The sequence below is a fragment of the Xanthomonas sp. NCPPB 3005 genome (assembly GCF_041228095.2).
Lineage (GTDB): Bacteria > Pseudomonadota > Gammaproteobacteria > Xanthomonadales > Xanthomonadaceae > Xanthomonas_A > Xanthomonas_A bonasiae.
This window is the reverse complement of record NZ_CP166096.2, coordinates 4,571,782-4,597,229: the sequence shown is the minus strand read 5'-3', so window position 1 is coordinate 4,597,229 and position 25,448 is coordinate 4,571,782. Positions and strand designations below refer to the sequence as shown.

The 25,448-nt window shown below is 68.9% G+C and carries 22 protein-coding genes; 8 read left to right on the top strand and 14 right to left on the bottom strand.

The window, feature by feature from the left end; genetic code table 11:
* Window positions 1-32 precede the first annotated feature (32 nt).
* Entirely contained in the window at window positions 33-1,379 is a 1,347-nt protein-coding gene (locus AB8810_RS19860; protein ID WP_191825426.1) for a phosphomannomutase, read from the bottom strand.
* 133 nt (window positions 1,380-1,512) lie between these two features.
* On the opposite strand from AB8810_RS19860, the gene AB8810_RS19855 reads away from it, so the two are divergent.
* On the top strand, window positions 1,513-2,250 hold the full coding sequence (locus AB8810_RS19855; RefSeq protein ID WP_369914633.1) for a CoA transferase subunit A: 738 nt from the start codon (window positions 1,513-1,515) through the stop codon (window positions 2,248-2,250).
* 1 nt (window position 2,251) lies between these two features.
* The gene (locus AB8810_RS19850; protein ID WP_191825428.1) at window positions 2,252-2,884 is read left to right on the top strand and encodes a CoA transferase subunit B; all 633 of its coding nucleotides are present in this window, start codon (window positions 2,252-2,254) and stop codon (window positions 2,882-2,884) included.
* Window positions 2,885-2,907: 23 nt separating this feature from the next.
* Here the strand turns inward: AB8810_RS19850 and AB8810_RS19845 are convergent, their stop codons facing one another.
* Window positions 2,908-5,739, bottom strand: a complete 2,832-nt coding sequence (locus AB8810_RS19845) for a rhamnan synthesis F family protein (protein ID WP_369914632.1) — start codon at window positions 5,737-5,739, stop codon at window positions 2,908-2,910.
* Between the two features lie 66 nt (window positions 5,740-5,805).
* The gene (locus tag AB8810_RS19840) at window positions 5,806-7,449 is read right to left on the bottom strand and encodes an electron transfer flavoprotein-ubiquinone oxidoreductase (protein WP_369914631.1); all 1,644 of its coding nucleotides are present in this window, start codon (window positions 7,447-7,449) and stop codon (window positions 5,806-5,808) included.
* A 113-nt stretch (window positions 7,450-7,562) separates the two neighbouring features.
* Between AB8810_RS19840 and AB8810_RS19835 the strand changes: the two genes are divergently transcribed.
* A complete protein-coding gene (locus AB8810_RS19835; RefSeq protein ID WP_369914630.1) occupies window positions 7,563-8,144 on the top strand; it encodes an alpha-ketoglutarate-dependent dioxygenase AlkB in 582 nt (193 codons plus the stop codon).
* A gap of 167 nt (window positions 8,145-8,311) precedes the next feature.
* Here the strand turns inward: AB8810_RS19835 and AB8810_RS19830 are convergent, their stop codons facing one another.
* From AB8810_RS19830 to AB8810_RS19815, 4 genes are all read right to left on the bottom strand, one after another.
* Window positions 8,312-8,980: an ABC-type transport auxiliary lipoprotein family protein gene (locus tag AB8810_RS19830; RefSeq protein WP_369914629.1), complete on the bottom strand. Its 669-nt coding sequence runs from the start codon at window positions 8,978-8,980 to the stop codon at window positions 8,312-8,314.
* Window positions 8,977-9,903 (bottom strand): MlaD family protein, encoded by a 927-nt coding sequence (locus AB8810_RS19825; protein ID WP_179568569.1) that lies wholly within the window; start codon window positions 9,901-9,903, stop codon window positions 8,977-8,979. The genes AB8810_RS19830 and AB8810_RS19825 overlap by 4 nt, the downstream gene beginning before the upstream one ends.
* Window positions 9,904-9,906: 3 nt before the next feature.
* Complete coding sequence (locus AB8810_RS19820) at window positions 9,907-10,728, bottom strand: ABC transporter ATP-binding protein (RefSeq protein ID WP_369914628.1); 822 nt, start codon at window positions 10,726-10,728, stop codon at window positions 9,907-9,909.
* A gap of 81 nt (window positions 10,729-10,809) precedes the next feature.
* Window positions 10,810-11,922, bottom strand: coding sequence for an ABC transporter permease (locus AB8810_RS19815; RefSeq protein ID WP_179568565.1), 1,113 nt, complete (start codon window positions 11,920-11,922; stop codon window positions 10,810-10,812).
* Between the two features lie 98 nt (window positions 11,923-12,020).
* Here AB8810_RS19815 and AB8810_RS19810 point away from each other — a divergent pair, with 98 nt between their 5' ends.
* Window positions 12,021-13,280 carry a threonine/serine exporter ThrE family protein gene (locus AB8810_RS19810; protein ID WP_179568563.1) on the top strand — a complete coding sequence of 420 codons (1,260 nt, stop codon included), beginning with the start codon at window positions 12,021-12,023 and terminating at the stop codon, window positions 13,278-13,280.
* Between the two features lie 99 nt (window positions 13,281-13,379).
* Here the strand turns inward: AB8810_RS19810 and AB8810_RS19805 are convergent, their stop codons facing one another.
* From AB8810_RS19805 to AB8810_RS19795, 3 genes are all read right to left on the bottom strand, one after another.
* The gene (locus AB8810_RS19805) at window positions 13,380-13,856 is read right to left on the bottom strand and encodes an H-NS family nucleoid-associated regulatory protein (RefSeq protein WP_191825434.1); all 477 of its coding nucleotides are present in this window, start codon (window positions 13,854-13,856) and stop codon (window positions 13,380-13,382) included.
* Window positions 13,857-14,139: 283 nt separating this feature from the next.
* Complete coding sequence (locus AB8810_RS19800; RefSeq protein ID WP_369914627.1) at window positions 14,140-15,834, bottom strand: proline--tRNA ligase; 1,695 nt, start codon at window positions 15,832-15,834, stop codon at window positions 14,140-14,142.
* Between the two features lie 100 nt (window positions 15,835-15,934).
* On the bottom strand, window positions 15,935-16,327 hold the full coding sequence (locus AB8810_RS19795; protein WP_191825436.1) for a DUF4124 domain-containing protein: 393 nt from the start codon (window positions 16,325-16,327) through the stop codon (window positions 15,935-15,937).
* Between the two features lie 80 nt (window positions 16,328-16,407).
* Here AB8810_RS19795 and pssA point away from each other — a divergent pair, with 80 nt between their 5' ends.
* The 4 genes from pssA to AB8810_RS19775 all read left to right on the top strand — a co-directional run bounded on the left by pssA (window position 16,408) and on the right by AB8810_RS19775 (window position 19,916).
* A complete protein-coding gene (gene pssA, locus AB8810_RS19790) occupies window positions 16,408-17,184 on the top strand; it encodes a CDP-diacylglycerol--serine O-phosphatidyltransferase (RefSeq protein ID WP_179568557.1) in 777 nt (258 codons plus the stop codon).
* An 8-nt stretch (window positions 17,185-17,192) separates the two neighbouring features.
* The gene (locus AB8810_RS19785) at window positions 17,193-17,690 is read left to right on the top strand and encodes an alanine acetyltransferase (protein ID WP_369916691.1); all 498 of its coding nucleotides are present in this window, start codon (window positions 17,193-17,195) and stop codon (window positions 17,688-17,690) included.
* Window positions 17,687-18,178: a ribosomal protein S18-alanine N-acetyltransferase gene (gene rimI, locus AB8810_RS19780; protein WP_179568555.1), complete on the top strand. Its 492-nt coding sequence runs from the start codon at window positions 17,687-17,689 to the stop codon at window positions 18,176-18,178. The genes AB8810_RS19785 and rimI overlap by 4 nt, the downstream gene beginning before the upstream one ends.
* 586 nt (window positions 18,179-18,764) lie before the next feature.
* On the top strand, window positions 18,765-19,916 hold the full coding sequence (locus AB8810_RS19775; protein WP_225209903.1) for a polysaccharide lyase family 1 protein: 1,152 nt from the start codon (window positions 18,765-18,767) through the stop codon (window positions 19,914-19,916).
* Between the two features lie 63 nt (window positions 19,917-19,979).
* Here the strand turns inward: AB8810_RS19775 and AB8810_RS19770 are convergent, their stop codons facing one another.
* The 4 genes from AB8810_RS19770 to AB8810_RS19755 form a co-directional block, all read right to left on the bottom strand.
* Entirely contained in the window at window positions 19,980-20,432 is a 453-nt protein-coding gene (locus tag AB8810_RS19770; RefSeq protein ID WP_179568553.1) for an isoprenylcysteine carboxylmethyltransferase family protein, read from the bottom strand.
* Between the two features lie 21 nt (window positions 20,433-20,453).
* Window positions 20,454-23,306, bottom strand: coding sequence for a valine--tRNA ligase (locus AB8810_RS19765; RefSeq protein ID WP_369914625.1), 2,853 nt, complete (start codon window positions 23,304-23,306; stop codon window positions 20,454-20,456).
* Between the two features lie 113 nt (window positions 23,307-23,419).
* The gene (locus tag AB8810_RS19760; RefSeq protein WP_369916690.1) at window positions 23,420-23,845 is read right to left on the bottom strand and encodes a DNA polymerase III subunit chi; all 426 of its coding nucleotides are present in this window, start codon (window positions 23,843-23,845) and stop codon (window positions 23,420-23,422) included.
* A gap of 111 nt (window positions 23,846-23,956) precedes the next feature.
* On the bottom strand, window positions 23,957-25,438 hold the full coding sequence (locus tag AB8810_RS19755; RefSeq protein ID WP_206256643.1) for a leucyl aminopeptidase: 1,482 nt from the start codon (window positions 25,436-25,438) through the stop codon (window positions 23,957-23,959).
* Window positions 25,439-25,448 lie beyond the last annotated feature (10 nt).

Below are 25,448 nucleotides of genomic sequence, written 5' to 3'. Positions count from 1 at the left end.
GAACTCCATAGTGCGTCTGGGGGGAGGGGAGATCAGTCGCGCAGCAGGTCGGAAATTTCCTGCGTGCGCGCTTCCAGCAATGCCGCATCGCCACGCGTTTCCACGTTCAGGCGCAACAGCGGTTCGGTATTGGAGCTGCGCAGGTTGAAGCGCCAGTCGGCGAATTCGGCGCTGATGCCGTCGGTATAGTCCAGCGCCGGCGCGTGCGTGGCGAAATGCTCCATCACCCGCGCCACCGCGGCCTTGGCATCGGCGACCTTGAAGTTGATCTCGCCGCTGCACGGGAACTTCTGCATGCGCGCCTCGACCAGGTCGGCCAGCGAACGGCCCGACTGCGACACCAGTTCGGCGATCAGCAGCCACGGGATCATGCCCGAGTCGGCGTAGGCGAACTCGCGGAAATAGTGGTGCGCGCTCATCTCGCCGCCGTACACGGCGTTTTCGCTGCGCATCTTCTCCTTGATGAAGGCATGCCCGCTCTTGCACAGCACCGGCACGCCGCCGGCATCTTCCACCATCTCGATCGTGTTCCAGGTCAGGCGCGGGTCGTGCACGACCTTGCCGCCCGGCTGCTTGGCCAGGATCGCCTGCGCGAGCAGGCCGACCAGGTAATAGCCTTCGATGAAGCGGCCGTTCTCGTCGAAGAAGAAGCAGCGGTCGAAATCGCCGTCCCAGGCGATGCCGAAGTCCGCGCCGTGTTCCTTGACCGCCTTGGCGGTGGCCTCGCGGTTCTCGGGCAGCAGCGGATTGGGGATGCCGTTGGGGAAGTGGCCGTCCGGCTCGTGGAACACGCGCACGAACTCGAACGGCAGGTGCGGCGCCAGCAGGTCGACGATGGCGCCGGCGCCGCCGTTGCCGGCGTTGACCACCAGCTTCAGCGGCTTGAGCGAGCCGATGTCGATGTAGCTCAGCAGGTGCGCGATATAGGCGGACTTGTCCGTGCGGCTGTGCTCGGCCGCGGTCGGCGTGCCGGCAGGCGCAGTGTCGGCGGCCACGGTGTCGCGGATCGCGAACAGGCCGGTATCGGAGCTGATCGGGCGCGCATTCTCGCGCACCAGCTTCATCCCGTTGTAGTCCATCGGGTTGTGGCTGGCGGTGACCATCACCCCGCCGGCGGCCTGCAGGTGGTCGGTCTGGAAATACACTTCCTCGGTGCCGCACAGGCCGATGTCGATGACCTCGCGGCCGCTGGCGCGCAGGCCGGCCGACAGCGCGTCCTGCAGCCCCTGGCTGGCCAGGCGCACGTCGTGGCCCACCACCACCGGCCCGCTCTCCAATTGCCCCGCCAATGCCACGCCGATGCGGCGGGCCAGGTCCTCGTTCAGTTCGTCGGGAACGCGACCGCGGATGTCGTAGGCCTTGAATGCGGGAAGCGACATAGGGGAGGGACCTTGCATGGGGGAACCTGGAGTGTAACGTTCCGGCCCTTAATCGGTCATTGCGGCAGTGCGCAGCGGGCCGCGCGCGGCGACCGGCTAAACTACTTGTCTACTTCCGATGCGGAGCTGGCGAATGGGCGACACCTCTACCCGGGCGACCGGACGGCGCGGCAAGCTTTTCCCCGACGCGGCCACGGCGCTGGCCGACGTGGTGGGCGATGGCCAGACCCTGGCGGTCGGCGGGTTCGGCCTGTGCGGCATCCCCGAGGCCTTGATCGCCGCGCTGCGCGACAGTGCGGTGACCGGCCTGACCGTGATCTCCAACAACGCCGGCGTCGATGGCTTCGGCCTGGGCCAGCTGCTGGCGACCCGGCAGATCCGCAAGATGATCTCGTCCTACGTCGGCGAGAACAAGGAATTCGAGCGCCAGTACCTGGCCGGCGAGCTGGAGCTGGAGTTCAATCCGCAGGGCACCCTGGCCGAGCGCCTGCGCGCCGGCGGCGCCGGCATTCCCGCATTCTTCACCGCCACCGGCTACGGCACCATCGTCGCCGAGGGCAAGGAGACGCGCGAATTCGGCGGCAAGCACTACGTGCTGGAGACCGCGCTGCAGGCCGACGTGGCCCTGGTCAAGGCCTGGAAGGCCGACGCGGCCGGCAACCTGGTGTTCCGCAAGACCGCGCGCAATTTCAACCCGGCCTGCGCGATGGCCGGCAAGGTCTGCATCGCCGAGGTCGAGGAGGTCGTCGAGACCGGCAGCATCGATCCGGACCAGGTGCATCTACCCGGCATCTACGTCGATCGTATCGTGCACAACCCGCATCCCGAGAAACGCATCGAACAGCGCACCCTGCGCCAGAAGGACGCCTGACATGGCCTGGACCCGCGACGAAATGGCGCAGCGCGCCGCCCGCGAACTCACCGATGGCGCCTACGTGAACCTGGGCATCGGCCTGCCGACCCTGGTCGCCAACCACATCCCCGAGGGCGTGGACGTGTGGCTGCAGTCGGAGAACGGCCTGCTCGGCATCGGCCCGTTCCCGAGCGAGGACGAGGTGGACGCCGACCTGATCAATGCCGGCAAGCAGACCGTCACCGCCCGCGCCGGTGCCAGCTATTTCGGCAGCCACGATTCCTTCGCGATGATCCGCGGCGGGCATATCGACCTGGCGATCCTCGGCGCGATGCAGGTCAGCGCGCGCGGCGACCTGGCCAACTGGATGGTGCCCGGCAAGATGGTCAAGGGCATGGGCGGGGCGATGGATCTGGTCGCCGGGGTCAAGCGCGTGGTGGTGCTGATGGAGCACGTGGCCAAGGACGGCAGCCACAAGCTGCTGCCCGAGTGCGACCTGCCGCTGACCGGCGTGGGCGTGGTCGACCGCATCATCACCGACCTGGCGGTGTTCGACGTGAGCGCGGAGGGCCTGGTGCTGGTCGAGGCGGCCGACGGCGTGGACGAAGCGGAACTGGTTGCCAAGACCGGGGTCGCTTTCCGCAGAGCCTGACGCTACCGCGGCGCGGACGCCGCTCAGATGGTCACGGCGACCCGGCCGCGGCCAGTGAACGCATCGCCGACCGCCAAGCCTCGCGCCCAGTCGCCGGCCTGCCAGCGGCCCTCGCCCAGGCAGCGCAATGGCGCCTGGATCAATGCCCGGTCGAACGTGAATTGCCAGGTCTCGCTGCCGCCGACGGCGCAAAGGTCGGCGACGAAATTGAGCGCGCCTTGCTGGACTGCGGCGACCGTGGCGAAGTGCGTGGGATCCAGTTCGTTGTCGGCGAAGACGGGTTCGACCTTGCCATCGTCGCGCAACGCGAAGTGCGAGAACTGGCCGTCCGGTGCGGTCAGGAAGGTTTCCAGCAGCAGGTCGTGTCGCAGGATCGCCGAGGTTTCCGCATCCCCTTTGCGGCCATCGAAGTAGCGCGCTTCGGCCCAGCCGCTGGCCTGGACCTGCGCGATGCCGTCGTTCACCGCGAAATAGCCGCCGCCCAGCGCGGTTCCGGTCAACCTGCCCAGTTGCGCCTGGATGGTGCCTGCGTAGCCCAGGTCCGCCACCATGGCTGGCGCGTCTTCGACCGTGGCGCGCCAGTAACGCAGATAGCTTTCGCGTTCGACTGCGGCGACGTCGAGCAGCGCCGGCATCGCAGGCGCCAGTTTTTGCAGCAAAGCGGTGCGCATCTCCGGCAGCATCACCATGCCGCGCATGTCTGCGGCGCCGAGCTGCGCTGCGATCGCGCGTGTCGCTGCAGTGCCGAGCCGTGCCTGCAGCAGATCCTGCAGGCTGCCGGTGTAGGTACTGCCGAGCAATGCCTCCAGGTCGCTGGCCTCGCGCAGCGTCGGCACGCCGGTGCCGCGGCGCGAGGCCAGCAGATAGCGGCCGCGCAGCGCGGCCAGCGGCGGACATGCCGCCTGGAGCTGCGCAAACGCCTTTTGCAGCAGATAGCCTTCCCGGCTCAGGAACAGGATCTGGCCGATGCCGCGCGACAGCGCCACGCGCGACAGCCACAGCAGGTAGTCGGCGAGCAACGGGCCGAAGACCAGGTAGCCGAGCGAGGTCGGCGACTCCAGGCGCAGGCGGTGGCCGAACTGCTCCGGCCGGGCATCGGCCAGATCCGCCAGGTGGCCACTGAGCAGGCCCAGCCACAACTGATCCTGCCAGGGACTGGATGCGCCCGCGGCAGGCCGCAACGGGCGCAACGCCGGGACCACGTCGAGCAAGGCCGCTGGCCGCAGCACATGCACGGGCGTGAGATAGCCATGCATCTGCGGGCGCTGGATATCCGCCTGTTCGTTGTCGCCGACATGCAGCCACTGCCGCGCCGCCACGCCTTCGCGCGCCGGCAGCCGTTCCCAGGCCTGGTCGTCGTCCTTGCGCCAGCCGGTTTCGCAAGACACGTACCAGGCTTGCGGCAGTCCGCGCACTGCCGATGGCAGCACCCTCTGCAGGTCGGCGCTGTCCAGGTACATGTCCGACACGGCGACCAGGCGCCGGCCGTTGCCGGCGAGCGCGGCGGCAGCGGCGACCAGCGCCTGACGCGGCCGCAACAGGCGCGCTTCGGTATCCAGTTCGAGTTCCTGCAGGGCGTGCAAGGGAAGGTCTTTCGCCTCCGCGAGGTGCGCCATCGCGGCATAGATGGCGTCCAGGTCGACATCGCGCCCGGCCGTTGCGCGCGCGCGCGCTTCGGCGCCCTCGCGCAACATGGCGAAGTCGGCGACGCCCAGCGTTTCGGCGGCCAGATGAGCGAGATAGGCGCGCGCGCCGGCAGGGGTCAGGAAGGGGCGCGTCACCAGGGTGTCGAACACGTCCAGCGATACCACGTGGGCATCGATCGCCGAGAGCGCCACGCGTGTGGCCAGCGGCATCTGGAAGGCCTGCATCCAGTTGCGGCTTCCTTCCGTGCTCAGCGCGAGCGTTCCGTCCGCTGGCAGAATGCCGGCCAGCAGCCCGTGCTGGCGCGCCACCGCCACGAACATCCGCTCCAGGGCATGCTGCAGCGTCCCGTCGATCTGGCCGCGCTCTTCCGGGAAATCGTGCAGGTTCAAGCCCAGTGCGTAGATCGGCCGCAATGCCTCCACGCGCGCCCAGAACATCGAGCCGGCCGGGAAATCGATATAGGCTGTCGCATCGATGCCGACGCCCAGTCGCTGGCCCAGTTCGCGACAGGCCTGCAGGTTGCTCAGCCACGTATGCGCCCACAGCGGCACGCCGGCGAAGCTTTCCGGATACACGATGCCCAGCCGCGGTTCGGCGGCGAACATGCCCAGAATCCAGCCGATCCGCTGCGCCGAACCGAACAGGGACGCGGTCAGGTAGTTGCGCCAATCCTGGCGCTCGTTGCCGGTATACAGCGATTTTTTGCTATGCCAGTGCGCCACGATGTCGAGCGCGAGGATGTCCTCGCGGAACGTCACGATCAACGGCGCCAGGTCGCGGCCACGATTGGCGACCTTGCGCACGTGCAGCGTCTGCAGGTTGGGCAACGACGCCAGGCGCTGTTGGGCCGCGGCCTGCGCGTCGGCGTCGATGACCGACACCATCAGCACGTACGGCACCGGCATGGCGGTCAGCGCCTCAGCCAATTCACCCAGCAGGTCGGGGTAAAAAACGTGGGCCATCACGCCCACGCGCAGTTGCACGCGCTCGATCGGCGTCGGCGCGGGAAACGCGACATCCGATGGCGGAGGTGCCGACGTTTGCGCGTGCGCGGCATTGCGCAGGCGCCGCACGAAACCGGCAAGGCCCAGCGCTCGCAGGACCTTCCAGCTGCGCTCGGCAACCGCGACCAGGCCGCGCCAGCCGCCGCCGTGCCGCTCGACGGCCGCACGCGCGGCAAGCCCGGCCTTGCGCCAGCGGGCTCTCATCGCGATGTCACGTGGCGAAGAACGCGGCGGCGGCGCAGCAGGAGCATCGTGTCGGAAGCGTGTGGCTCACAGGTTCTGGTAGTTCGGCCCGGAGCCGCCTTCCGGCGTGACCCAGTTGATGATTTCGTAGGGGTCCTTGATGTCGCAGGTCTTGCAGTGCACGCAGTTGGCGGCGTTGATCTGCAGGCGCTTGCCGGCCGCGTCGTCGACGATCTCGTACACCGCGGCGGGGCAGAAGCGGGTGCAGGGGTTGCCGTATTCCTCGGTGCAGCGGGTCACGCAGATCTGCGGGTCCAGCACCTGCAGGTGCACGGGCTGGTCCTCGTCGTGTTCGGTGGCGGCGAAGTACACGGCCTGCAGGCGGTCGCGCGGCGCCAGGTCGCGCTGCACGTAGTCGCGCTTAGGCTGTTCGTGTTCGCCCAGCCGGTCCAGCGACGACCAGTCGGCGGTCACCTTCAGCGTCCACGGCGAGGCCCCCTTGACCAGGGTCTCCCAGGCGCCGTTGAGCAGGCCGAACCACATGCCCTTCTTGAAACCGGGCTTGATGTTGCGCACCTGGCGCAGTTCGGCCATCACCTCCGAGCCGCGCAGCCGCGCGTCGAAGCCGGCCGGGTTCAGCGCCGCGCCGGCGGCAAGGTGTTCGGCGGCGAGCATGCCGCTGCGGATCGCCTGGTGGGTGCCCTTGATCTTGGGCACGTTGAGCAGGCCGGCGCTGTCGCCGATCAGCAGCGCGCCGGGCATCTCCACCTTCGGCAACGACTGCCAGCCGCCGCTGGCGATGGCGCGGGCGCCGGCCGACAGGATGGTGCCGCCTTCCAGCAGCGGCTTCATCAGCGGGTGGTTCTTCCACTGCTGGAACGCTTCCCACGGCCGGTATTCCGGGTCGTGGTAGTCCAGGCCGCTGACGTAGCCCAGCGCCACCTGGTTGTTCTCCAGGTGGTACAGGAAGCTGCCGGCATAGGTGGCGTTGTCAGCCGGCCAGCCCAGGGTATGCACGATCTTGCCGGGCACCACGCGGCCTTCCGGCAGCTGCCACAGTTCCTTGATGCCGATCGAATAGGCCTGCGGGTCGCTGTCGGCGTCCAGCGCGAAGCGCTTGACCAGGCGCTTGGTCAGGTGCCCGCGCGCGCCTTCGGCCAGCACCGTGACCTTGGCGCGGATATCGATGCCGGGGGTGTAGCCGGGCTTGTGCGACCCGTCCTTGGCCACGCCCATGTCGCCGATGCGCACGCCGAGCACCGTGCCGTCGTCGGCATGCAGGGTCTCGGCGGCGGCGAAGCCGGGATAGATTTCCACGCCCAGCGCTTCGGCCTGCGGCGCCAGCCACGCGCACAGCGCGCCGAGGCTGACGATGAAGTTGCCGTGGTTGCGCATGCCCGGCGGCACGATCGGGAACTTGCGCCCGCCGTCCTTGCTCAGGTGCCAGAACTCGTCTTCGCCGGCGGGCACGCAGATCGGCGGCGGGCTGTCGCGCCAGCCGGGCAGCAGCGCGTCGAGCGGCGCCGGTTCGATCACCGCGCCGGACAGGATCTGCGCACCGACCGTGCTGGCCTTCTCGATCACGCAGACCGAGATGTCCGGGTTGAGTTGCTTGAGCCGGATCGCGAACGCCAGCCCGGCCGGACCCGCGCCGACGGTGACCACGTCGTATTCCATGACGTCGCGTTCCACTGGCTCCGGCGCGTTGGCGCCGCCCTCCAATTCCGTCATCTGGTCCGCTCCCGTTGGCTCGATCTGGCTGTCTGCATTTTCAGGCTTTGTGCGTGACGGGGCAAATTCCGCACGCTGGCGTATGGTGCCGGCCGGCATGCTAGCGTGGCGCGATGCAACTCGATCTGCCCGGCGCCGACGTCCGCTGGCTGCCCGGCTGGCTCGCCCCGGCCGAGGCGGCGGCGCTGTTGGCGCACTTGCTGTCCGGGGTGGCCTGGGAGGTTCACCGCATCCGCCTGTTCGGGCGGATGGTGGATTCGCCGCGGCTGAGCTGCTGGATCGGCGACCCGGAGGCGAGCTACCGCTATTCCGGTACCCGCTTCGCGCCGCATCCGTGGCCGCCGGCGTTGCAGCCGTTGCGCGAACGGCTGGCCGCGGAGACCGGAGTCGCGTTCAACAGCGTGCTGGCCAATCGCTATCGCGACGGCCGCGATGCGATGGGCTGGCACAGCGACGACGAAAAGGAATTGGGCGCGCGTCCGCTGATCGCCTCGCTGAGCCTGGGCGCCACGCGCCGCTTCGTGCTGCGCCATCGCCAGGAGCCGGCGCTGCGCCAGGCGCTGGAACTGAGCGCCGGTGGCTTGCTGTTGATGGGCGGGGAGACCCAGCGCCTGTACCGGCATGCCTTGCCGCGGACTGCGAAACCGGTCGGCGAGCGGATCAATCTGACGTTTCGGAAAATCGCCGCGCGTTAGCGGCCACGAATTCCCTTCTCCCCTCGGGAGCATGGCCTCCTTTTCGGGGGAAGTGCCTCGAAGGGGCGGATGCGGGTAAGGGCGAAGCCCCGTGCCCCCAACTCCGCGAGACGCTTCGCGCCGGACCCTCACCCCAACCCCTCTCCCGGTGGGAGAGGGGCTTTGGATCAGCGGCGCGGTGCCGGTGCGACCTTTGGCACCGGCGCCAGGGCCGTGGCCGCATCGGCCTGGCCCTGCTGCAGGGTCCAGCCGACCACGTCGCCGGTCACCTGCGACAGCGCCTGGCTGAAGGCGTCGGCGACCTGCGCCTGCGCGGTGCTGGCGGCCGGTTGCGCGGCGAGGAAGGTGCGCGAGGCGACCACGCGCTGGTCGGGCGTGTACAGCAACTTGGCGTTGAGCTCGATCGTGGCCGATGGCACGTCGTGGCCGGCGTAATCGGATTCGAAGCGGCGCAGGTCCAGCAACAGCTTGTAGTCGGCGCGGATGCCGGTGCCGAGCCGGGCCACGCCGGGAATGCGGCCGGAATCCTCGAACGCGCGGACCAGGGTGTCCTCCAGCATGTCGGTGGCCGGCTGCGCCCAGCTGACGCCGCTGTAGACCTGCAGTTCGCCCGGGGTGGGGCGCACTGCGATGCGCGGGCTGTCGACCACCCGCGCGGCGCTGGGCTTGGCGATCGCCAGCTGCCAGGTCACCTGCGGCCAGGTCGGGTCCGGCGCGACGCGCACGTTGGGCGCGTAGATCGTCACCGGGTCCTTGCTGCCGCCGCCCAGCGCGGAGCAGCCAGCGAGCAGCAGGGCCGGAAGGGCGAGCAGCAGGAGGGCGCGCGTCGGCTTCATTTGGGTTTGAACTCCTTCGGGGCGTCGCGGCCGAGCAGGTAGCGCGCGGGGTTGTTGTCCAGGCGGTCGCTGACCCGGCGCAGGTCGCGGATCAGCCCGCGCAGTTCGGTCAGGGTCGGGCCGAGCTGGCCCAGGCCGTCGTTGGCGAAGCTGTTGATCGCCGCGCGGTTCTCGCCCAGGATCTTGTCGGCGTTGCCGGATGCCGAATCGAGCTTGCTCAGCGTGCTTTCCAGCTTGTCCAGGATCGGCGGCAGCTGCTGCACCAGGTTCTGGTCCAGGCGCTGGATGGTGCCGTTGGTGGTCTTCAGGGTCACGTCGAGATTGCGCGCGGCATCGCGCGCGCTGAGGATCAGCGATTGCATGCCTTCGTCGCGGTCGGCCAGCGAGCCGCTGATCGTTTCCAGGTTGTGCAGGGTGGCGGTGATGCTGGCCACGTTGCGGTCGCTGAGCACTTCGTCCAGGCGCTCGACGATGCGGTTGGCGGTGTCGGTGATGTTCTGCAGCGCCGACGGCGTGGTCTGGATGATCGGCGCGTCGCTGGTGTCGATGGAGGTCAGCGACGGCGCCTCCGGGGTGCCGCCGGAGAGCTGGATGATCGACGGCCCGGTCAGGCTGGTGATGCCCAGCTTGGCGCGGGTGTCGCTCTTGATCGGCGTGGTCGAGTTCAGCCGCACCCGCGCCACCACCTGGCGCGGATCGTTCGGCGCCAGGGTCAGTTCGGTGATCGAGCCGACCGCGATGCCGTTGTACTGCACCGGGCTGCCCACCGACAGGCCGGTCACCGCCTCGCGGAACACCACCCGGTATTCCTGCCAGGTGCGGTCGGACGAATACTTGGCGGCCCACAGCCCGAACAGCAGCAAGGCCAGCCCGGCCACGATGGTGAAGGCGCCGATCAGGACGTAGTTGGCTTTGGTTTCCATGGCTCAGTGGGTCTCGGTCCAGGCGGTTTTGGCGTCGCGCGCCGCGCGCGCGCGCGGGCCGTGGAAATAGTCCTGGATCCAGGGGTGGTCGACCTGCTCGATCTCGGCCAGCGGCGCGGTAGCGATGACCTTGCGGTCGGCCAGCACCGCCACGCGGTCGCAGATAGCGTACAAGGTGTCCAGGTCGTGGGTGATGAGGAACACGGTCAGCCCCAACGCTTCCTGCAGGGTGCGGATCAGGCGGTCGAAGGCGGCCGCGCCGATCGGGTCCAGCCCGGCGGTGGGTTCGTCCAGGAACAGCAGCGGCGGGTCCAGCGCCAGCGCGCGCGCCAGCCCGGCGCGCTTGCGCATGCCGCCGGACAGCTGCGAGGGCAGCTTGTTGATCGCATCGGCCGGCAGCCCGGCCAGCTTCACCTTCAGCAGCGCCAGTTCGTAATGCCAGCTGTCGGGCAGTTCGCCGAAGTGCTCCTTCAGCGGCACCTGCACGTTTTCGCCCACGCTCAGCGAGGAGAACAGCGCGCCGTCCTGGAACAGCACGCCGGTATTGCGCTCCACGTGCAGGCGGTCTTCGCGGCGCCGGGAGTCGGTGTCCACGCCGAGCACGCGGATGTGGCCGGCATCGGGCTCGCGCAGGCCGAGGATGCTGCGCATCAGCACCGACTTGCCGGTGCCCGAGCCGCCGACCACGCCGAGGATCTCGCCGCGGCGCACGTCCAGGTCCAGGTCTTCGTGCACGGTCTGGGTGCCGAAGCGGTTGAGCAGGCCGCGGACCGAGATGGCCAGTTCTTGGTCGGGAATCGGGACTGGGGAATCGGGAATGGTCAAAGCGTGCACTCCCGGCCGGATGCACTGATGCAGCCGGCTTTCCCGATTCCCGATTCCCGATTTCCGATTCCCGGCCTCACGTCACCACCCCACGTTCATGAACCACAGCGCGGCAATCGCGTCGATGATGATCACCAGCGAGATCGTCTGCACCACGCTGGAGGTGGTGCGCTCGCCGACCGATTGCGCGGTGCCTTCCACGCGCAGGCCTTCCAGGCAGCCGATCAGGCCGATCACGATCGCGAAGATCGGCGCCTTCGACAGGCCCACCAGCATGTGCCGCAGCTGGATGGTGTCGTGCATGCGCGCCAGGTACATCTGTGGCGGGATGCCCAGGTCGAAGGCGCCGACGGTGACGCCGCCGGCCAGGCCGGCGATCATCGCCACGAAGGTCAGCAGCGGCAGCATCACCAGCAGCGCCACCAGCCGCGGGATCACCAGCAGGTCCATCGGGTCCAGACCCAGGGTCTGGATCGCATCCACCTCTTCGCGCGCCTTCATCGCGCCGATCTGCGCGGTGAACGCGCTGGCGGTGCGCCCGGCCAGCACGATCGCGGTCAGCAGCACCGCGAATTCGCGCAGGAAGGCGATGCTGACCAGTTCCACCACGTAGATCTCGGCGCCGAAGTCGCGCAGGATGGTCGAGCCCAGGAACGCGATCACCGCGCCGACCAGATAGGACAGCAGGGCGACCAGCGGCACCGCGTCCAGCCCGACCTGTTCCATGTGGTGCACGGTGGAGGTCAGGCGGAAACGCCGCGGTTCGTGCACCAGGCGCAGCACCTTGACCAGGGTCTCGCCGAGGAAGCCGACCAGGGCGACGATCTCCTTGCCGTTGCGGTGCACCGCGTAGCCCAGGCGCTCCAGCGCCGCGGCGAAGCCGTAGTCGCGCTTGCGCTTGGGGCGGTCGTCGGCGACGTCCTCGATGGTGCTGACCAGCGCCTGGTGGTCGTGGCGGAAGTTCAGCGCCTCGTGCGCGATGCCGTTGCGGGTGGCGTAGCGCATCAGCTGCAGCACGCCGGCCGAATCCAGCTGGCCGATGCCGCTGGCGTCGATGCCGGTGGTGCCGGCCGGCAGCGTGCGCAGCACGTCGGACGACGCCAGCGCGGTGGCCAGCGTCCAACTGCCGGATAGCCGCACCCGCGTGGGGTCTCGGTCGTCCTGGCTGAGTGTTGGCGGTTGCGGTTCGATCATGGGGTGTCCGGGCGCGAGCATACCTGTTTCGCCTGCACCGCAATGTCGTCGTGCGCCACAGGGTGGCTGTGCGCGGGGTTCGCGCCATACTAGCCGACATGCAAGCCGCGCCCATCGCCACTCCCTCTGCCAGCGCCACCTATGCGCAACGGATCGCCTTCGTCTCCGAGATCGCCGGCCGCCTGCACACCTACGGCACCACCGCGCAACGCCTGGAGGCGGCGGTGGTGGCGTTGTCGCAGCAGTTGGACCTGGATTGCGAACCCTGGTCCAACCCGACCGGGCTGATCCTCAGCTTCAGCGATCCGACCAAGGCGATCGGCTCCAGCGACATCACCCGCGTGGTGCGGCTGGCGCCGGGCGACAACGATCTGCACAAGCTCAGCGTCGCCGACAGCATCGCCGACGACGTCGCCAGCGGACGCATGAGCGTGGCCCAGGGCCATACCGCGCTGCGCCAGCTGGACCGCCCGCCGGGGCGGCGCTGGAAGGCGATGCAGGTGCTCGGCTTCGGCCTGGCCGCGCTGGGCGTGGCCGGGCTGTGGCGGCTGCCGTGGCTTGACATCGCCACCGCCACCGCGATCGGCCTGCTGATCGGCGCGCTGACCCAGCTCACCGACAAGCGCCCGGCCGCCAAGGAGGCCAACGAGGCGCTGGCGGCGCTGCTGGCCGGCGTCGTCGCCGCGCTGGTGGCGACCTTCGTGGCGCCGCTGAACCTCAATTCGGTGATCATCGCCTCGCTGGTGGTGCTGCTGCCGGGGATGGCGCTGACCAATGCGGTCAACGAACTGACCAGCCAGCACTGGGTGTCCGGCACGGCGCGCTTCGCCGGCGCGGTCACCACCATCCTCAAGCTCACCGTGGGCGCGGTGATCGCGGTGACCCTGGCGCAGTTGCTCGGACTGGAGCCACTGGTGCACGCGTCGCGGCCGCAGGCGGTGTGGGTGGAATGGGCGTCGCTGCTGGTCGCGGCGTACGCGTTCGCGTTGCTGTTCAAGGCCAACGGCCGCGACTATCCGTGGGTGATGGCCGCCTCGGTGGCCGGCTACGCGATCGCGCGCTTCGCCGGCGAGGCTTGGGGCAGCCCGGTCGGGATCTTCCTGTCGGCGATGTCGCTGACCGCGGCCGGCAATCTGTTCGGCCGGCTGGTGCAGCGTCCGGGCGCGCTGATCCGCCTGCCCGGCATCATCATGCTGGTGCCCGGCAGCGCCAGCCTGCGCGGACTGCTGACCCTGGTGCAGCAGCACGACGTGTCCGGCGGGCAGTCGGCGCTGCTGGCGGTGACCAATATCGTGATGGCGCTGGTCGCCGGACTGCTGTTCGGCAATCTGCTGGTGCCGGCGCGGAAGAATCTCTAGTTCCGCGGTCGCTGCGGCAGGCATAAAAAACGCCGGCTTGCGCCGGCGTTTCTCGAATAAACGACCGATCCCCGACCCATTGCCGGATCGGGGTGCCGATCAGTTTTTCGGGGCGGCGGACTTGCTGGCTTTCTTGGCGACCTTGGCGACTTTCTTGGTGGCCTTCTTCGCCGTCTTCTTGGCCGGCGCGGCGGACTTGGCCGGCGCTGCGATCAGGAAGTCGTCGACCTTCTTGCCCTTGGCCACCTGCTCGGCCAGCCAGCGCGGCTGCTTGCCGCGGCCGGTCCAGGTTTCGGCGGTATTGGCCGGATTGCGGTACTTCGGCGGCACCTTGCCCAGCTTGCGGCCCGGCTTCGGACCCGGCTTGCCGGCAGCCGGCTTGCGGCCGCGCTTGGCCGGAGCGGCGCCATCGAAGACTTCGTCGATGCTGTAACCGTGCGACTTGGCCAGGCGTGCCAGCTGCGTGCGGACCTTGGCGATGGGCGTGCGCTTGGCGACGATGGTCTGTTGCTTCTTGGCCGTCTTGATGAGAGCGCCCAACTGCTTGGCCGACAGGCCACTGAGATCGATGGTCATTTGTACTCCGGAAAATGGGTGATGGGCATACAGCCATTCCCTGGCTAGAGCGGAATCATAATATCGCTTTATCGGATTGACAAATATTCCGGGTATTTCGATAGGCACGCCGATCGCTGGATCGGCGTGGGTGTCACTTATACGCACCGAATTCCGATTGTCAAATCAACGCGGGGTAACGCCGCTGATTCGATCGGCATATTGACCCGGCAAATGTCGAGGCCGCGTCGTGACGAATCGCGGCGCAAAAAAAAAGGCCGGGATATATTCCCGGCCTTTCCGATTAACCCTGCAGGCGCGCCAGCAATCCGGCGCGGTCCAGGTTCTCGGCGTCGCCGCCGCTGCGCGCGCGATATTCGAAGGTGCCGGCGGCCAGCCCGCGCTCGGAGACCACCACGCGGTGCGGGATGCCGATCAGTTCGATATCGGCGAACATCGCGCCGGCGCGCAGGCCGCGATCGTCGAGCGCGGCGTCCAGGCCGGCCTGCTGCAGTTCGGCCAGCAGCGCCTCGCCGGCCGCGTCGATCGCCGGATCGCGCTTGGGATTGATCACGCACACCGCCACCGACCACGGCGCCATCGGCTGCGGCCAGCGGATGCCGGCCTCGTCGTGGTTCTGCTCGATCGCCGCGGCGACAATGCGCGAAATGCCGATGCCGTAGCAGCCCATCGCCATCGCCACGGTCTTGCCGTTCTCGTCCAGCACGGTGGCGTCCAGCGCCTGCGCATACTGGCGGCCGAGCTGGAACACGTGGCCGACTTCGATGCCGCGCGCCAGGCGGATCTCGCCGCCGTCGTGCGCGCGCTCGCCTTCGACCACGTTGCGCAGGTCGGCCACGGTCTCCGGCTCGGGCAGGTCGCGGCCCCAGTTGACTCCGGCCAGATGGAAGCCGGTCTCGTTGGCGCCGACCACGAAATCGGCCATCGCCGCCACGTCGCGGTCGGCGACCACGCGGATCGGCTGGCTGGGGTTCAGCGGTCCGAGGAAGCCCGGCTCGCTGCCGAGGTGGGCGCGGATCTCGGCCTCGTTGGCCATGCGGTAGCCGGCCAGGCCGGCGACCTTGCCCAGCTTGATCTCGTTCACCGCGTGATCGCCGCGCACCAGCGCCAGCACGAACGCGTCGCCGGCCATCACCGCGACCGACTTGACCGTGCGCTGCAGCGCGACGCCGAGCAATTGCGCCGCGGCCTCGCAGGTCTTCTGGGTGGGCGTGGCGACCTTGCGCAGTTCCTCCTGCGCCGCCGCGCGGGGCGCCGGATCGGCGGCGACCGCTGTCTCGACATTGGCGGCGTAGTCCGAACCGGTGGAGAACGCCAGCGAGTCTTCGCCGGACTCGGCCAGCACGTGGAATTCCTGCGAGGCGTCGCCGCCGATGTCGCCGGAATCGGCCTGCACCGCGCGGAACTGCAGGCCCAGGCGGGTGAAGATGCGGCTGTAGGCGGCCTTCATGTTCTCGTATTCGCGGGCCAGGTCCTCGTCGCTGACGTGGAACGAATAGGCGTCCTTCATCAGGAACTCGCGCGCGCGCATCACCCCGAAGCGCGGCCGGATCTCGTCGCGGAACTTGGTCTGGATCTGGTAGAAATTGACCGGCAGCTGCTTGTAGCTGCTCAGTTCCTGGCGCGCGAAATCGGCGGCGGCCTCCTCGGCGGTGGGGCTGTAGCAGTATTCCTGCTCCTTGCGGTCCTTCATCCGGAGCATCAGGCCGCCGAACTTCTTCCAGCGCCCGGTGGCTTCCCACAGTTCGCGCGGCTGGATGGTCGGGAACAGCACTTCCACCGCGCCGGCGCGGTTCATTTCCTCGCGCACCACCGCTTCCACCTTGCGCAGCACGCGCAGACCCAGCGGCGACCAGGTGTACAGGCCGGAGGCGAGCTTGCGGATCATGCCGGCGCGCAGCATCAGCCGGTGGCTGACCAGTTCGGCGTCGGCCGGAGTTTCCTTGGTGGTGTGCAGGTGGAACTGGGAAAGGCGCATCGAGGGGCTTCGCTAACGGCGGGCGCCCATTTTGCCAGTCATTGCCGGCGCTGCGGGGATGTGCGGCGGCCAGCGCCGCGTCCGTGCCGCCGCGCCGCGCTCACTCCGCGGCGGCGGGGGGCGCGCAATAGGCCTTGATCGCGGCCTCGGCCAGGCCCTTCTGCGCGTCGCGCTGGGCGTCGTCCAGCTCCGCGTCGGGCTTGCCGTCGCCGTCGCGGTCGGTCATCACCTTGCCCGGCTTGCCCAGGATCTCCAGGTTCTTGCGCGCGCTCAGGCAGTTGGCGTTCTCGGCCGGGGCGGCGGCTTCGGTGGCCTCGACCGGGGCGTCGCCGTGGCGGTCGACCCGCCGCGCCTGGTACTTGCCGCCGGGCGGAGGGCTCTGCGAATAGTGGGTGACGCCCTGCGCATCCTTCCATTGGTACAGGGTGGCGGCGCCGGCCACGCCGCTGGCGGCGAGCAGGGACAGGCAGCAAAGCCGGGTCAGGGCGCGCATCACGTTCTCCGGGGGCACGAGGGCGAGGGCCGATTGCAGCACCCGCCGTCGGGCCTGGCAAGTCGATTAAACTGCCCGGCATGGACCCATCCCGACCGCCTCCCCGTTCGCGCACCATCTATCTGCTGCCGAACCTGTTCACCACCGCCGGCCTGTTCTCCGGTTTCTACGCCATCATCGCCGCCGCCAACGGCCAGTTCGTGCATGCCAGCGTGGCGGTGTTCGTCGCCGCGGTGATGGACGGGCTGGACGGACGGGTGGCGCGGCTGACCGGCACCAGCAGCGAATTCGGCGTGCAGTACGACTCGCTGGCCGACCTGGTCAGCTTCGGCATGGCCCCGGCGCTGGTGATGTACCACTGGTCGCTGTCGGCGCTGAAGTTCGACGGCAGCGTGATGGGCCGGGTCGGCTGGTCGGTGGCGTTCCTGTACGCGGCCTGCGCCGCGCTGCGCCTGGCGCGCTTCAACACCCAGGTCGGCACCGTCGACAAGCGCTGGTTCGTGGGCCTGGCCAGTCCGGCTGCGGCGGGGCTGATGATGGCCTTCGTGTGGGCGTTCGCCGACGGCAACCTGGGCTGGGACGGCGAGCAGCTGCGCTACGTGGCGCTGGGCGTGACCGTGGTCGCGGCGCTGCTGATGGTCAGCCGCATCCGTTTCTGGAGCTTCAAGGGCGGCGCCGCCAAAGGCCCGCGTGCCGACCGGGTGCCGTTCCTGATGCTGGTGCTGGCGCCGGTGGTGATCGCGGTGCTGGTCATCGACCTGTCGCGCGCGTTGCTGGCGATCGGCGTGCTGTACGCCCTGTCCGGTCCCTGCTACTGGCTGTGGCGGCGCTGGCGCAAGCTGCCGGACGCGACGTGAGCGAGGCGATGGCCAACGCCGCGCCGCTGTGGTCGGCCGAGCAGCACGGCTGGCTGCAGGCATTGGGCCATACGCTCTATGTCGGGGCCGACGCCGACGTCGGCGCGGTGGTCGCGCAGCCGTCGCTGGCCGAGGAGCGCGATGCCCCTGCCGCCGACGTGGCTGCGCCGGCCAGGGCGTCCGCGCACGCGACACCGGCTCACGCGCCGCGCGCCGCAGCGCCCGCGGCTGCGGAGCCGTCGCTGCGCGGGCGGGCGCCGGCCGCGCCCGCGGACTATCCGGAGCCGCAACGCGCGGCGCCTGCGCCGGCTGCGCGCCGCGCCGGCCTGCGTCTGCCCGATCGGCTGCAGATCGCGTTGTTGCGCGCCTCCGGGCGCAATCCGAACGATCCGGCCACGCAGACGTTGATGGCGACCTGGCCGCTGGCCGAACTGCGCGGCAATGCCGCCGCCAAGCGCGCGCTGTGGCCGCAGCTGCGCGCGCTGCGCAAGCAGGCGCCGCGATGAGCGCGCTGGGCACGGCGTCCTCGCCGGCGGCGGCGACGCTGCGCACGTTGCGCGAGACCGACCTCGACACGGTGATGGAGATCGAGCGCCGCGCCTATCCGTTCCCGTGGACGCGCGGCATCTTCCGCGATTGCCTGCAGGCCGGTTATCCGGGCTGGGTGCTGCTGGAGCAGGGCCAGATCGTCGGCTACGGCGTGATCAGCGTCGCCGCCGACGAGGCGCACATCCTCAACGTCTGCATCGCGCCGGAACGGCAATCGCGCGGCTACGGCCGCCTGCTGCTGCGCGCGCTGATCAAGTACGGCGCCGACCTGGGCGCGCGCCGCGTGTTCCTGGAAGTACGCCCGTCCAATCCCAGCGCGATCGCGCTGTACCACAGCGAAGGTTTCAACGAGATCGGCCGCCGCCCGCGCTACTACCCGGCGGCGAACGGCCGCGAGGATGCGCTGGTGATGGCGATCGAGCTGTTCTTCGAAGGCATGTCGTAACCCGCGACGGCCTGCCGCCGCCGCTCTGCGGCCGGTGCGCGCCGTTTCACTTCCGATGATTGGAGCATTTCGGCCTTGGCCGTTTTACGGCCGACGGAATGCGGTGGGAGCGACGCCGGGTGATCCAGGGCCATCGGTCGCGATGGACGTGATCGGTGTTGCCAGCCGCGACCGATAGACCCGGTGTCGCCCGCCGTCGCTCTGCCGATGCCTGCCGACGATGCCGCCTGCGGTACGGGTTTTTCAGCACGTCCGGAATGCATCGCGCATTCGCGCAATGTCGCGACATGTCGTCGGGACAGCGTTGTTGTCCCGCAGCGGGAGCGGATGCGGAAGCGGCATCGCCAATGGGTTTTGTTAGATGCCTTCCCCATATCGCAGCGTTGGATCCGCACGCCCTGCATTTGTCTCTTCCCAAGCCGAACGCGCTCCCTACAGTGCGCGCCTCTTCGGCGCTGCCTGATTCGATGGCATGAGGCGCAGTTGTCCGAAGGGACAGCGAATGCGCGCGCGTCGCTTGCGTTTTCCGCGCTGCGGAACCGCGCCACGCGTGCGACGACTCCACCCATGCTTACGAGGTTCCAGGATGAAGACACAGTCACTCATCGCATCCCCGCGCACGCTCACCCACGCGATTGCGCTTGCAGTCTGCCTGGCGGGCGCGACCGGCAGCGCCTACGCCGATGCCAGCCTGGAGGTCGCCAGCACCGGGTGGGCGACGCAGAACGGCGGCACCAAGGGCGGCTCCAAGGCCGCGGCGGCCAACGTCTACAGCGTCAGCACCGCCGCGCAGCTGAAGACCGCGCTGAAGGCCAGCGTCGGCAGCAACGGCCGCATCATCAAGATCAGCGGCATCATCGACGTCAGCGAGGGCACGCCGTACAGCACCACCGCGGACATGAAGAGCCGCGCGCGCCTGGACGTCCCCACCAAGACCACGCTGATCGGCGTCGGTTCCAATGCGCAGATCCGCGAAGGCTATCTGTACGTCAAGGCCAACGACGTGATCATCCGCAACCTCACCATCGAGAATCCGTGGGATCCGCAGCCGGTGTGGGATCCGGACGACGGCAGCGCCGGCAACTGGAATTCCGAATACGACGGCCTGACCATCGAAGGCGCCAGCAACGTGTGGGTGGACCATGTCACCTTCACCGACGGGCGCCGCACCGACGACCAGAACGGCACCGCCAACGGCCGCCCCAAGCAGCATCACGACGGCGCGCTGGACGTCAAGAAGGGCGCCAACTACGTGACCATCTCGTACTCGGCGTTCAAGTCGCACGAGAAGAACAACCTGATCGGCTCCAGCGACAGCGCCTCCAGCACCGACAGCGGCAAGCTCAAGGTGACCATCCACAACACGCTGTTCGAGAACATTTCCGCGCGCGCGCCGCGGGTGCGGTTCGGCCAGGTGCACCTGTACAACAACTACCACGTCGGCAGCACCAGCCACGCGGTGTATCCGTTCTCGCATGCGCATGGCGTCGGCAAGGAGTCGAAGATCTTCTCCGAGAACAACGCCTTCGACATCAGCGGGGTCAGCAGCTGCGACAAGATCGCCGCCAACTACGGCGGCAGCGTGTACCGCGATTTCGGCTCGCTGCTCAACGGCAAGGCGCTGACCTGCTCGTGGAACAACAGCATCGGCTGGACCCCGCCGTACACCTATTCGCTGCTGCCGGCGAACCAGGTGGCGAACGACGTCAAGGCCAAGGCGGGCGCCGGAAAGCTCTGAGTGTTGAAGACCGCCGCCCGCGATGCCGGGCGGCGGTCGATTGTCGCCGTTGTGAAGTTCCCTCTACAGCCAGCGGCGCACGCGCCGGCAATAACCCGCGTAGTCCGCGCCGAAACGTTCGCGTAATGCCTCTTCTTCGCTCGGAATCTGCACGCGATCGACGTACAGCAGGTAGAGCGCCAGGGAAAGACCTGCGGCCGGATGGCCGAGGCACAGTAGCCAGCCCAGCAGTATCAGCGCATGCCCCACGTACATCGGGTTGCGCGAATAGCGATGCAGCCCGGATTGCACCAAGGCGCTGGCGCGCTGCGGGTGCAACGGATTGACCGTGGTCCCTGCGCGGCGAAAATGCAGCTTGGGCGCCACGTTGGCGACCGCTCCGGCAACGATCATCGCTGCGCCCAACGAGCGTTGACCCGGCAGCAGCAACGTCGCCGCCGGCCAGGCATGTGCGGCAACCCATGCGCACAGCGCGCCGGCGACCACGATCAGCGGCGGCGGCACGCGCAGCTTCATGCGCTTGGGATTGTCCGCGACTTACAGCTTGGCGCGCTGCTCGCGCAGGCCAGCCAGTTGCGTGGTCCAGTCGGCCAGGCGCGCGCGTTCCTGTTCGACCACCGCCGCCGGTGCGTTCTGCACGAAGGTGGCGTTGCCGAGCTTGCCGTTGCACTTGCCGATCTCCGCGTCCACGCGCTTGATCTCCTTGTCCAGGCGGGTGCGTTCGGCATCCAGGTCGACCAGTCCTTCCAGCGGCACCAGCAGCCGCAGTTCGCCGACGATCGCCGCCGCGGCCGGCGGTGCGTCCTGCGCCGCGTCCAGCCACTGGATCGCCTCCAGCCGCAGCAGGAACTTCAGCTGCGAGGCGAAGCGTTCCACCCGCGCGCGGTCTTCGGCGTGGCCGCCCTGCAGCAGCAGCGGCACCAGCCTGGACGGCGGCACGTTGAGTTCGCTGCGCACCCGGCGCAGCGCCGAGACCATGGCCTTGAGCCATTCGATATCGGCTTCGGCACCGGCGTAGGCGCTCACGTCCAGGTCGCCGGCGCGCGGATACGGTTGCAGCGAGATGGTCGGCGCGGCGATGCCCAGGCGCGGCGCCACCTGCTGCCACAGTTCCTCGGTGACGAACGGGGTCAGCGGGTGCAGCAGGCGCAGCAGCGTCTCCAGCACCTGCAGCAGGGTGTGGCGGGTGCTGTCGGCGGCGACCGCGTCGTCGCCGTTCAAGGCCGGCTTGGTCAGCTCCAGGAACCAGTCGCAGAACTCGTTCCAGGCGAACTCGTACAGCGATTGCGCGAGCAGGTCGAAGCGGTAGGCGGCGTAGTGCGCCTGCGCTTCGGCGGCGACCTTGTCCAGCCGCACCAGGATCCACTTCTCGGCATCGGTGACCGGCGCGTGCTGTGCCGAGTCCCGGGTCCCGAGTCCCGAGTCCCGTCCCTCCGTGTTCATGAGCACGAAGCGGCTGGCGTTCCACAGCTTGTTGCAGAAGTTCTTGTAGCCCTCGGCGCGGCCGAGGTCGAACTTGATGTCGCGGCCGTGGCCGGCCAGCGCGGCGATGGTGAAGCGCAGCGCGTCGGCGCCATGGGCGATGATGCCCTCGGGGAATTCCTTGCGCGTGGCCTTCTCGATCTTCGGGGCGTCCTTGGGCTTCATCAGCCCGGTGGTGCGCTTGGCGACCAGGTCCTCGATGCTGATGCCGTCGATGATGTCCAGCGGATCGAGCACGTTGCCCTTGGACTTGGACATCTTCTGCCCGTCCTTGTCGCGGATCAGGCCGGTGATGTACACGTCGCGGAACGGCACCTGGCCGGTGAAGCTGTCGGTGGCCATGATCATCCGCGCCACCCAGAAGAAGATGATGTCGAAGCCGGTGACCAGCACGCTCGACGGCAGGTAGCGCTCGTAGCCGCGCTCGGCCATCGCCTGCGGATCGGGCCAGCCCATCGTCGAGAACGGCCACAGCTGCGAGGAGAACCAGGTCTCCAGCACGTCGCTGTCCTGGTGCAGGGCGACGTCGGCGCCAAGGCCGTGCTTCGCGCGCGCCTCGGCCTCGTCGCGACCGACGTAGCAAGTGCCGGCGTCGTCGAACCAGGCCGGAATGCGGTGGCCCCACCACAGCTGGCGGCTGATGCACCAGTCCTGGATGTTCTCCATCCAGTGCCGATAGGTGTTGATCCAGTTCGGCGGCACGAACTTGACCTGGCCCGACTCGACCAGTTCCAGGCCGCGTTTGGCCAGCGCGTCCATCTTCACGAACCACTGGTCGGTGAGGTAGGGCTCGATCACCTGGCCGGTGCGGTCGCCGCGCGGCACCTGCAGCTTGTGCGGCTTGGTCTCGACCAGGATGCCGAGGTCTTCCAGGTCGGCGAGCACCGCCTTGCGCGCGTCGTAGCGGTCCAGGCCACGGTACTTCTCAGGCGCGTTGTCGTTGATCGCCGCGGTCGGGGTGAACAGGTTGATCATCGGCAGGCTGTGGCGCACGCCGACCTGGTAATCGTTGAAATCGTGCGCCGGCGTCACCTTGACCACGCCGGTGCCGAACGCGCGGTCCACGTAGTCGTCGCCGATCACCGGCACCTGGCGGCCGGTCAGCGGCAGCGTCACCGTCCTGCCGATCAGGTGGGCGTAGCGCGCGTCCTGCGGGTGCACCATCACCGCGGTGTCGCCGAGCAGGGTTTCCGGGCGCGTGGTGGCCACCACCAGGTAGTCGCGGGTCTCGCGCAGGGTCTCGTTGCCGTCGGCGTCGTGCTCGACGTGCTCGTAGCTGGCGCCGTCCTCGAGCGCGTAGGCGATCGACCACAGGAAGCCGTCTTCCTCGACGTTCTCCACTTCCAGGTCGGAGATCGCGGTCTTCAACACCGGGTCCCAATTGACCAGGCGCTGGCCGCGGTAGATCAGGCCCTGTTCGTGCCAGCGCACGAACGCCTCGACCACCGCCGCCGACGGCTGCGGGTCCATGGTGAAGGTGCTGCGCGACCAGTCGCTGGAGGTGCCCAGGCGGCGCATCTGCCGCTCGATGGTGTCGCCCGACTGCGCCTTCCACTCCCACACCTTGGCGATGAAGCCCTCGCGCCCCAGCGAGTCGCGGGTCTCGCCCTTGCCTTCCAGCGCCAGGTTGCGCGACACCACCATCTCGGTGGCGATGCCGGCGTGGTCGCTGCCGACCTGCCACAGCGTGTCGAAGCCGCGCATGCGGTGATAGCGCACCAGCGCGTCCATCAGCGTCTGCTGGAAGGCGTGGCCCATGTGCAGGGTGCCGGTCACGTTCGGCGGCGGCAGCAGCACCGTGTACGCCTCGCCCTGCCCGGACGGCTTGAAATAGCCGGCCGCCTCCCACTGGGCGTACAGGCGCGATTCGAAGGAGGTGGGGTCGTAGCTGGGGGCGAGGGTGGTCATTGAGGAGCCGGGATTGGGGATTCGTGATTCGGGATTCGTTGCGGTGCCATGCCGATGGAGGGGGGACAGTGCAGGGATCCATCCCGAATCCCAAATCCCCAATCCCGGCTTCATCACATGTCGTACTTGCTGACCTCGAAGCCCAGCGCCTTGTACTGTTTCCAGCGTTCGCGCAGCGGTTCGCGCGCGGCGGGGTCGGCCGGCACCACTTCCAGCACGCGCTCGCAGGTGCCGCGGTAGGCGTCGTCGCGCAGGTTGATCACCAGCGCGCGCGACGGCGCTTCCACGCCGGGCGGGACGATCAGCACCTGCGCCTCTTCCTCGTCGACATCGACGCCGGCGATCTGGTGCGGGATGTAGGCGTCGTCGTCGAACGCCCACAGCAACTCGTCCAGCTCCTCGGCCTGCGCCTCGTCGCGCGCCAGCACCAAGGTCCACAGGTTGGCGTCGTTGGCCTTGCGCGCCAGTTCGCACACCAGCCGCAGCGGCTCGGTCAGGAAGCGCGGCTTGGCGATCAGGTAGAAATCGGCGCGCATCAGAGCGGGGAACGGGGAATGGAGAATAGGGAATGGGAACAGCCGGCGGCGGCGAGTGCGCCGCGCGCGGCGGGGGAAGACAGGGCGCTTTTCACGATTCCCGATTCCCCATTCTCAATTCCCGGCCGCAACGCGGTCGAGCAACCACTGCGACAACAACCCCACCGGCCGACCGGTGGCCATGCCGCGCTTGCCTTCGTCGCTGGCCACGCCGGCGATGTCCAGGTGCGCCCAGCGCTGGCCTTCGGTGAAGCGCGACAGGAAGCAGCCGGCGGTGATGGCGCCGGCCCAGCGGCCGCCGATGTTGTAGACGTCGGCGAAGCTGGAATCGAGCAGGCCCTGGTATTCGTCCCACAGCGGCAGGCGCCAGGCGCGGTCGAACACGTGCTCGCCGGCGGCCAGCAGTTCGTTGGCCAGGTCGTCGTGCTTGCTCATCAGGCCGGCGGTCTGGTGGCCGAGGGCGACCATGCAGGCGCCGGTCAGGGTGGCCACGTCGATCAGCGCCTCGGGGTTGAAGCGCTCGGCGTAGGTCAGCGCGTCGCACAGGATCAGGCGGCCTTCGGCGTCGGTGTTGCCGACCTCGATGGTCTTGCCGGACATGCTGGTGATCACGTCGGAGGGGCGGTAGGCGTCGCCGTCGATCGCGTTCTCCACCGCCGGCACCACCACCACCAGGTTCAGCGGCAGGCGCGCGGTCGCCGCGGCGACGAAGGTGCCGATGACGTTGGCGCCGCCGCACATGTCGTACTTCATCTCCTCGATGCCGCCCTGGGTCTTCAGGTTGACGCCGCCGGTATCGAAGGTGATGCCCTTGCCGACCAGCACGTAGGGCTTGGCATCGCCGCCGCCGTGCCACTTCAGCACCAGCAGCCGCGGGCGGTTGGCCGAGCCGCGCGCCACCGCCAGCAGCGAGCCCATGCCCAGCTCCTGCATCTGCGCTTCGTCGAGGATCTCGGCCTCGGCGCCGTCGACGCCGTGGGCGAAGGCGGCCGCGGTCTCGGCCAGGTAGGCCGGGGTGCACAGGTTCGGCGGCAGGTTGCCGAGCTCGCGGGCGAACTTGACGCCGGCGGCGATGGCCTGGCCCTGGGCCAGCGCGGTGGCATCCTCGCCGAGCACGGCCAGGCTGGCCAGGCCGCTGTCGTCGGGCTTCTTCTTGCCCAGCGTGGCGGTGTAGCGGTAGCAGGCGTGGTCGCTGGCGATCACCGCCTGGCGGATCGCCCAGGCCTGGTCGCGGCCCTTGATCTCCAGCTCGGACAGGGTGAACAGCGCCTTGGCGGACGGCCCGCTCTTCAGCGCGCGCGCCGCGTCGCCGACCGCCTTCAGGTACTGCGGCACGCCGAACTTGGCGGCCTCGCCCAGGCCGACCACCAGCACGCGCGGCGCGGTCACCCCGGGCAGGTCGTGCAGCAGCGCGCTGGCGCCGGTCTTGCCGCTGACGTCGCCGCGGCCGGCCAGGGCCGTCAGGCGTCCGCCGCTGGCCGCATCCAGGGCCTGGGCGGCGGGCGACAGACGCTTGTCGGCGAACATGCCGACGACGATGCAATCGAACGCCGCAGTAGCCGGGGCGTCGTGGTTCAGGGTGAATTCCAGGGCCATTGATCAGATT

What these genes read in the sequence shown, in the direction of transcription:
- AB8810_RS19835 (WP_369914630.1), top strand. Translation starts at nt 7,563, where the DNA reads ATGCAACTCGATCTGCCCGGCGCCGACGTCCGCTGGCTGCCCGGCTGG.
- AB8810_RS19825 (WP_179568569.1), bottom strand. Translation starts at nt 9,903, where the DNA reads ATGGAAACCAAAGCCAACTACGTCCTGATCGGCGCCTTCACCATCGTG.
- rimI (WP_179568555.1), top strand. Translation starts at nt 17,687, where the DNA reads ATGAGCGCGCTGGGCACGGCGTCCTCGCCGGCGGCGGCGACGCTGCGC.
- AB8810_RS19805 (WP_191825434.1), bottom strand. Translation starts at nt 13,856, where the DNA reads ATGACCATCGATCTCAGTGGCCTGTCGGCCAAGCAGTTGGGCGCTCTC.
- AB8810_RS19775 (WP_225209903.1), top strand. Translation starts at nt 18,765, where the DNA reads ATGAAGACACAGTCACTCATCGCATCCCCGCGCACGCTCACCCACGCG.
- AB8810_RS19785 (WP_369916691.1), top strand. Translation starts at nt 17,193, where the DNA reads ATGGCCAACGCCGCGCCGCTGTGGTCGGCCGAGCAGCACGGCTGGCTG.
- AB8810_RS19795 (WP_191825436.1), bottom strand. Translation starts at nt 16,327, where the DNA reads ATGCGCGCCCTGACCCGGCTTTGCTGCCTGTCCCTGCTCGCCGCCAGC.
- AB8810_RS19770 (WP_179568553.1), bottom strand. Translation starts at nt 20,432, where the DNA reads ATGAAGCTGCGCGTGCCGCCGCCGCTGATCGTGGTCGCCGGCGCGCTG.
- AB8810_RS19830 (WP_369914629.1), bottom strand. Translation starts at nt 8,980, where the DNA reads ATGAAGCCGACGCGCGCCCTCCTGCTGCTCGCCCTTCCGGCCCTGCTG.
- AB8810_RS19840 (WP_369914631.1), bottom strand. Translation starts at nt 7,449, where the DNA reads ATGACGGAATTGGAGGGCGGCGCCAACGCGCCGGAGCCAGTGGAACGC.
- AB8810_RS19855 (WP_369914633.1), top strand. Translation starts at nt 1,513, where the DNA reads ATGGGCGACACCTCTACCCGGGCGACCGGACGGCGCGGCAAGCTTTTC.
- AB8810_RS19800 (WP_369914627.1), bottom strand. Translation starts at nt 15,834, where the DNA reads ATGCGCCTTTCCCAGTTCCACCTGCACACCACCAAGGAAACTCCGGCC.
- AB8810_RS19815 (WP_179568565.1), bottom strand. Translation starts at nt 11,922, where the DNA reads ATGATCGAACCGCAACCGCCAACACTCAGCCAGGACGACCGAGACCCC.
- pssA (WP_179568557.1), top strand. Translation starts at nt 16,408, where the DNA reads ATGGACCCATCCCGACCGCCTCCCCGTTCGCGCACCATCTATCTGCTG.
- AB8810_RS19765 (WP_369914625.1), bottom strand. Translation starts at nt 23,306, where the DNA reads ATGACCACCCTCGCCCCCAGCTACGACCCCACCTCCTTCGAATCGCGC.
- AB8810_RS19850 (WP_191825428.1), top strand. Translation starts at nt 2,252, where the DNA reads ATGGCCTGGACCCGCGACGAAATGGCGCAGCGCGCCGCCCGCGAACTC.
- AB8810_RS19810 (WP_179568563.1), top strand. Translation starts at nt 12,021, where the DNA reads ATGCAAGCCGCGCCCATCGCCACTCCCTCTGCCAGCGCCACCTATGCG.
- AB8810_RS19755 (WP_206256643.1), bottom strand. Translation starts at nt 25,438, where the DNA reads ATGGCCCTGGAATTCACCCTGAACCACGACGCCCCGGCTACTGCGGCG.
- AB8810_RS19860 (WP_191825426.1), bottom strand. Translation starts at nt 1,379, where the DNA reads ATGTCGCTTCCCGCATTCAAGGCCTACGACATCCGCGGTCGCGTTCCC.
- AB8810_RS19845 (WP_369914632.1), bottom strand. Translation starts at nt 5,739, where the DNA reads ATGAGAGCCCGCTGGCGCAAGGCCGGGCTTGCCGCGCGTGCGGCCGTC.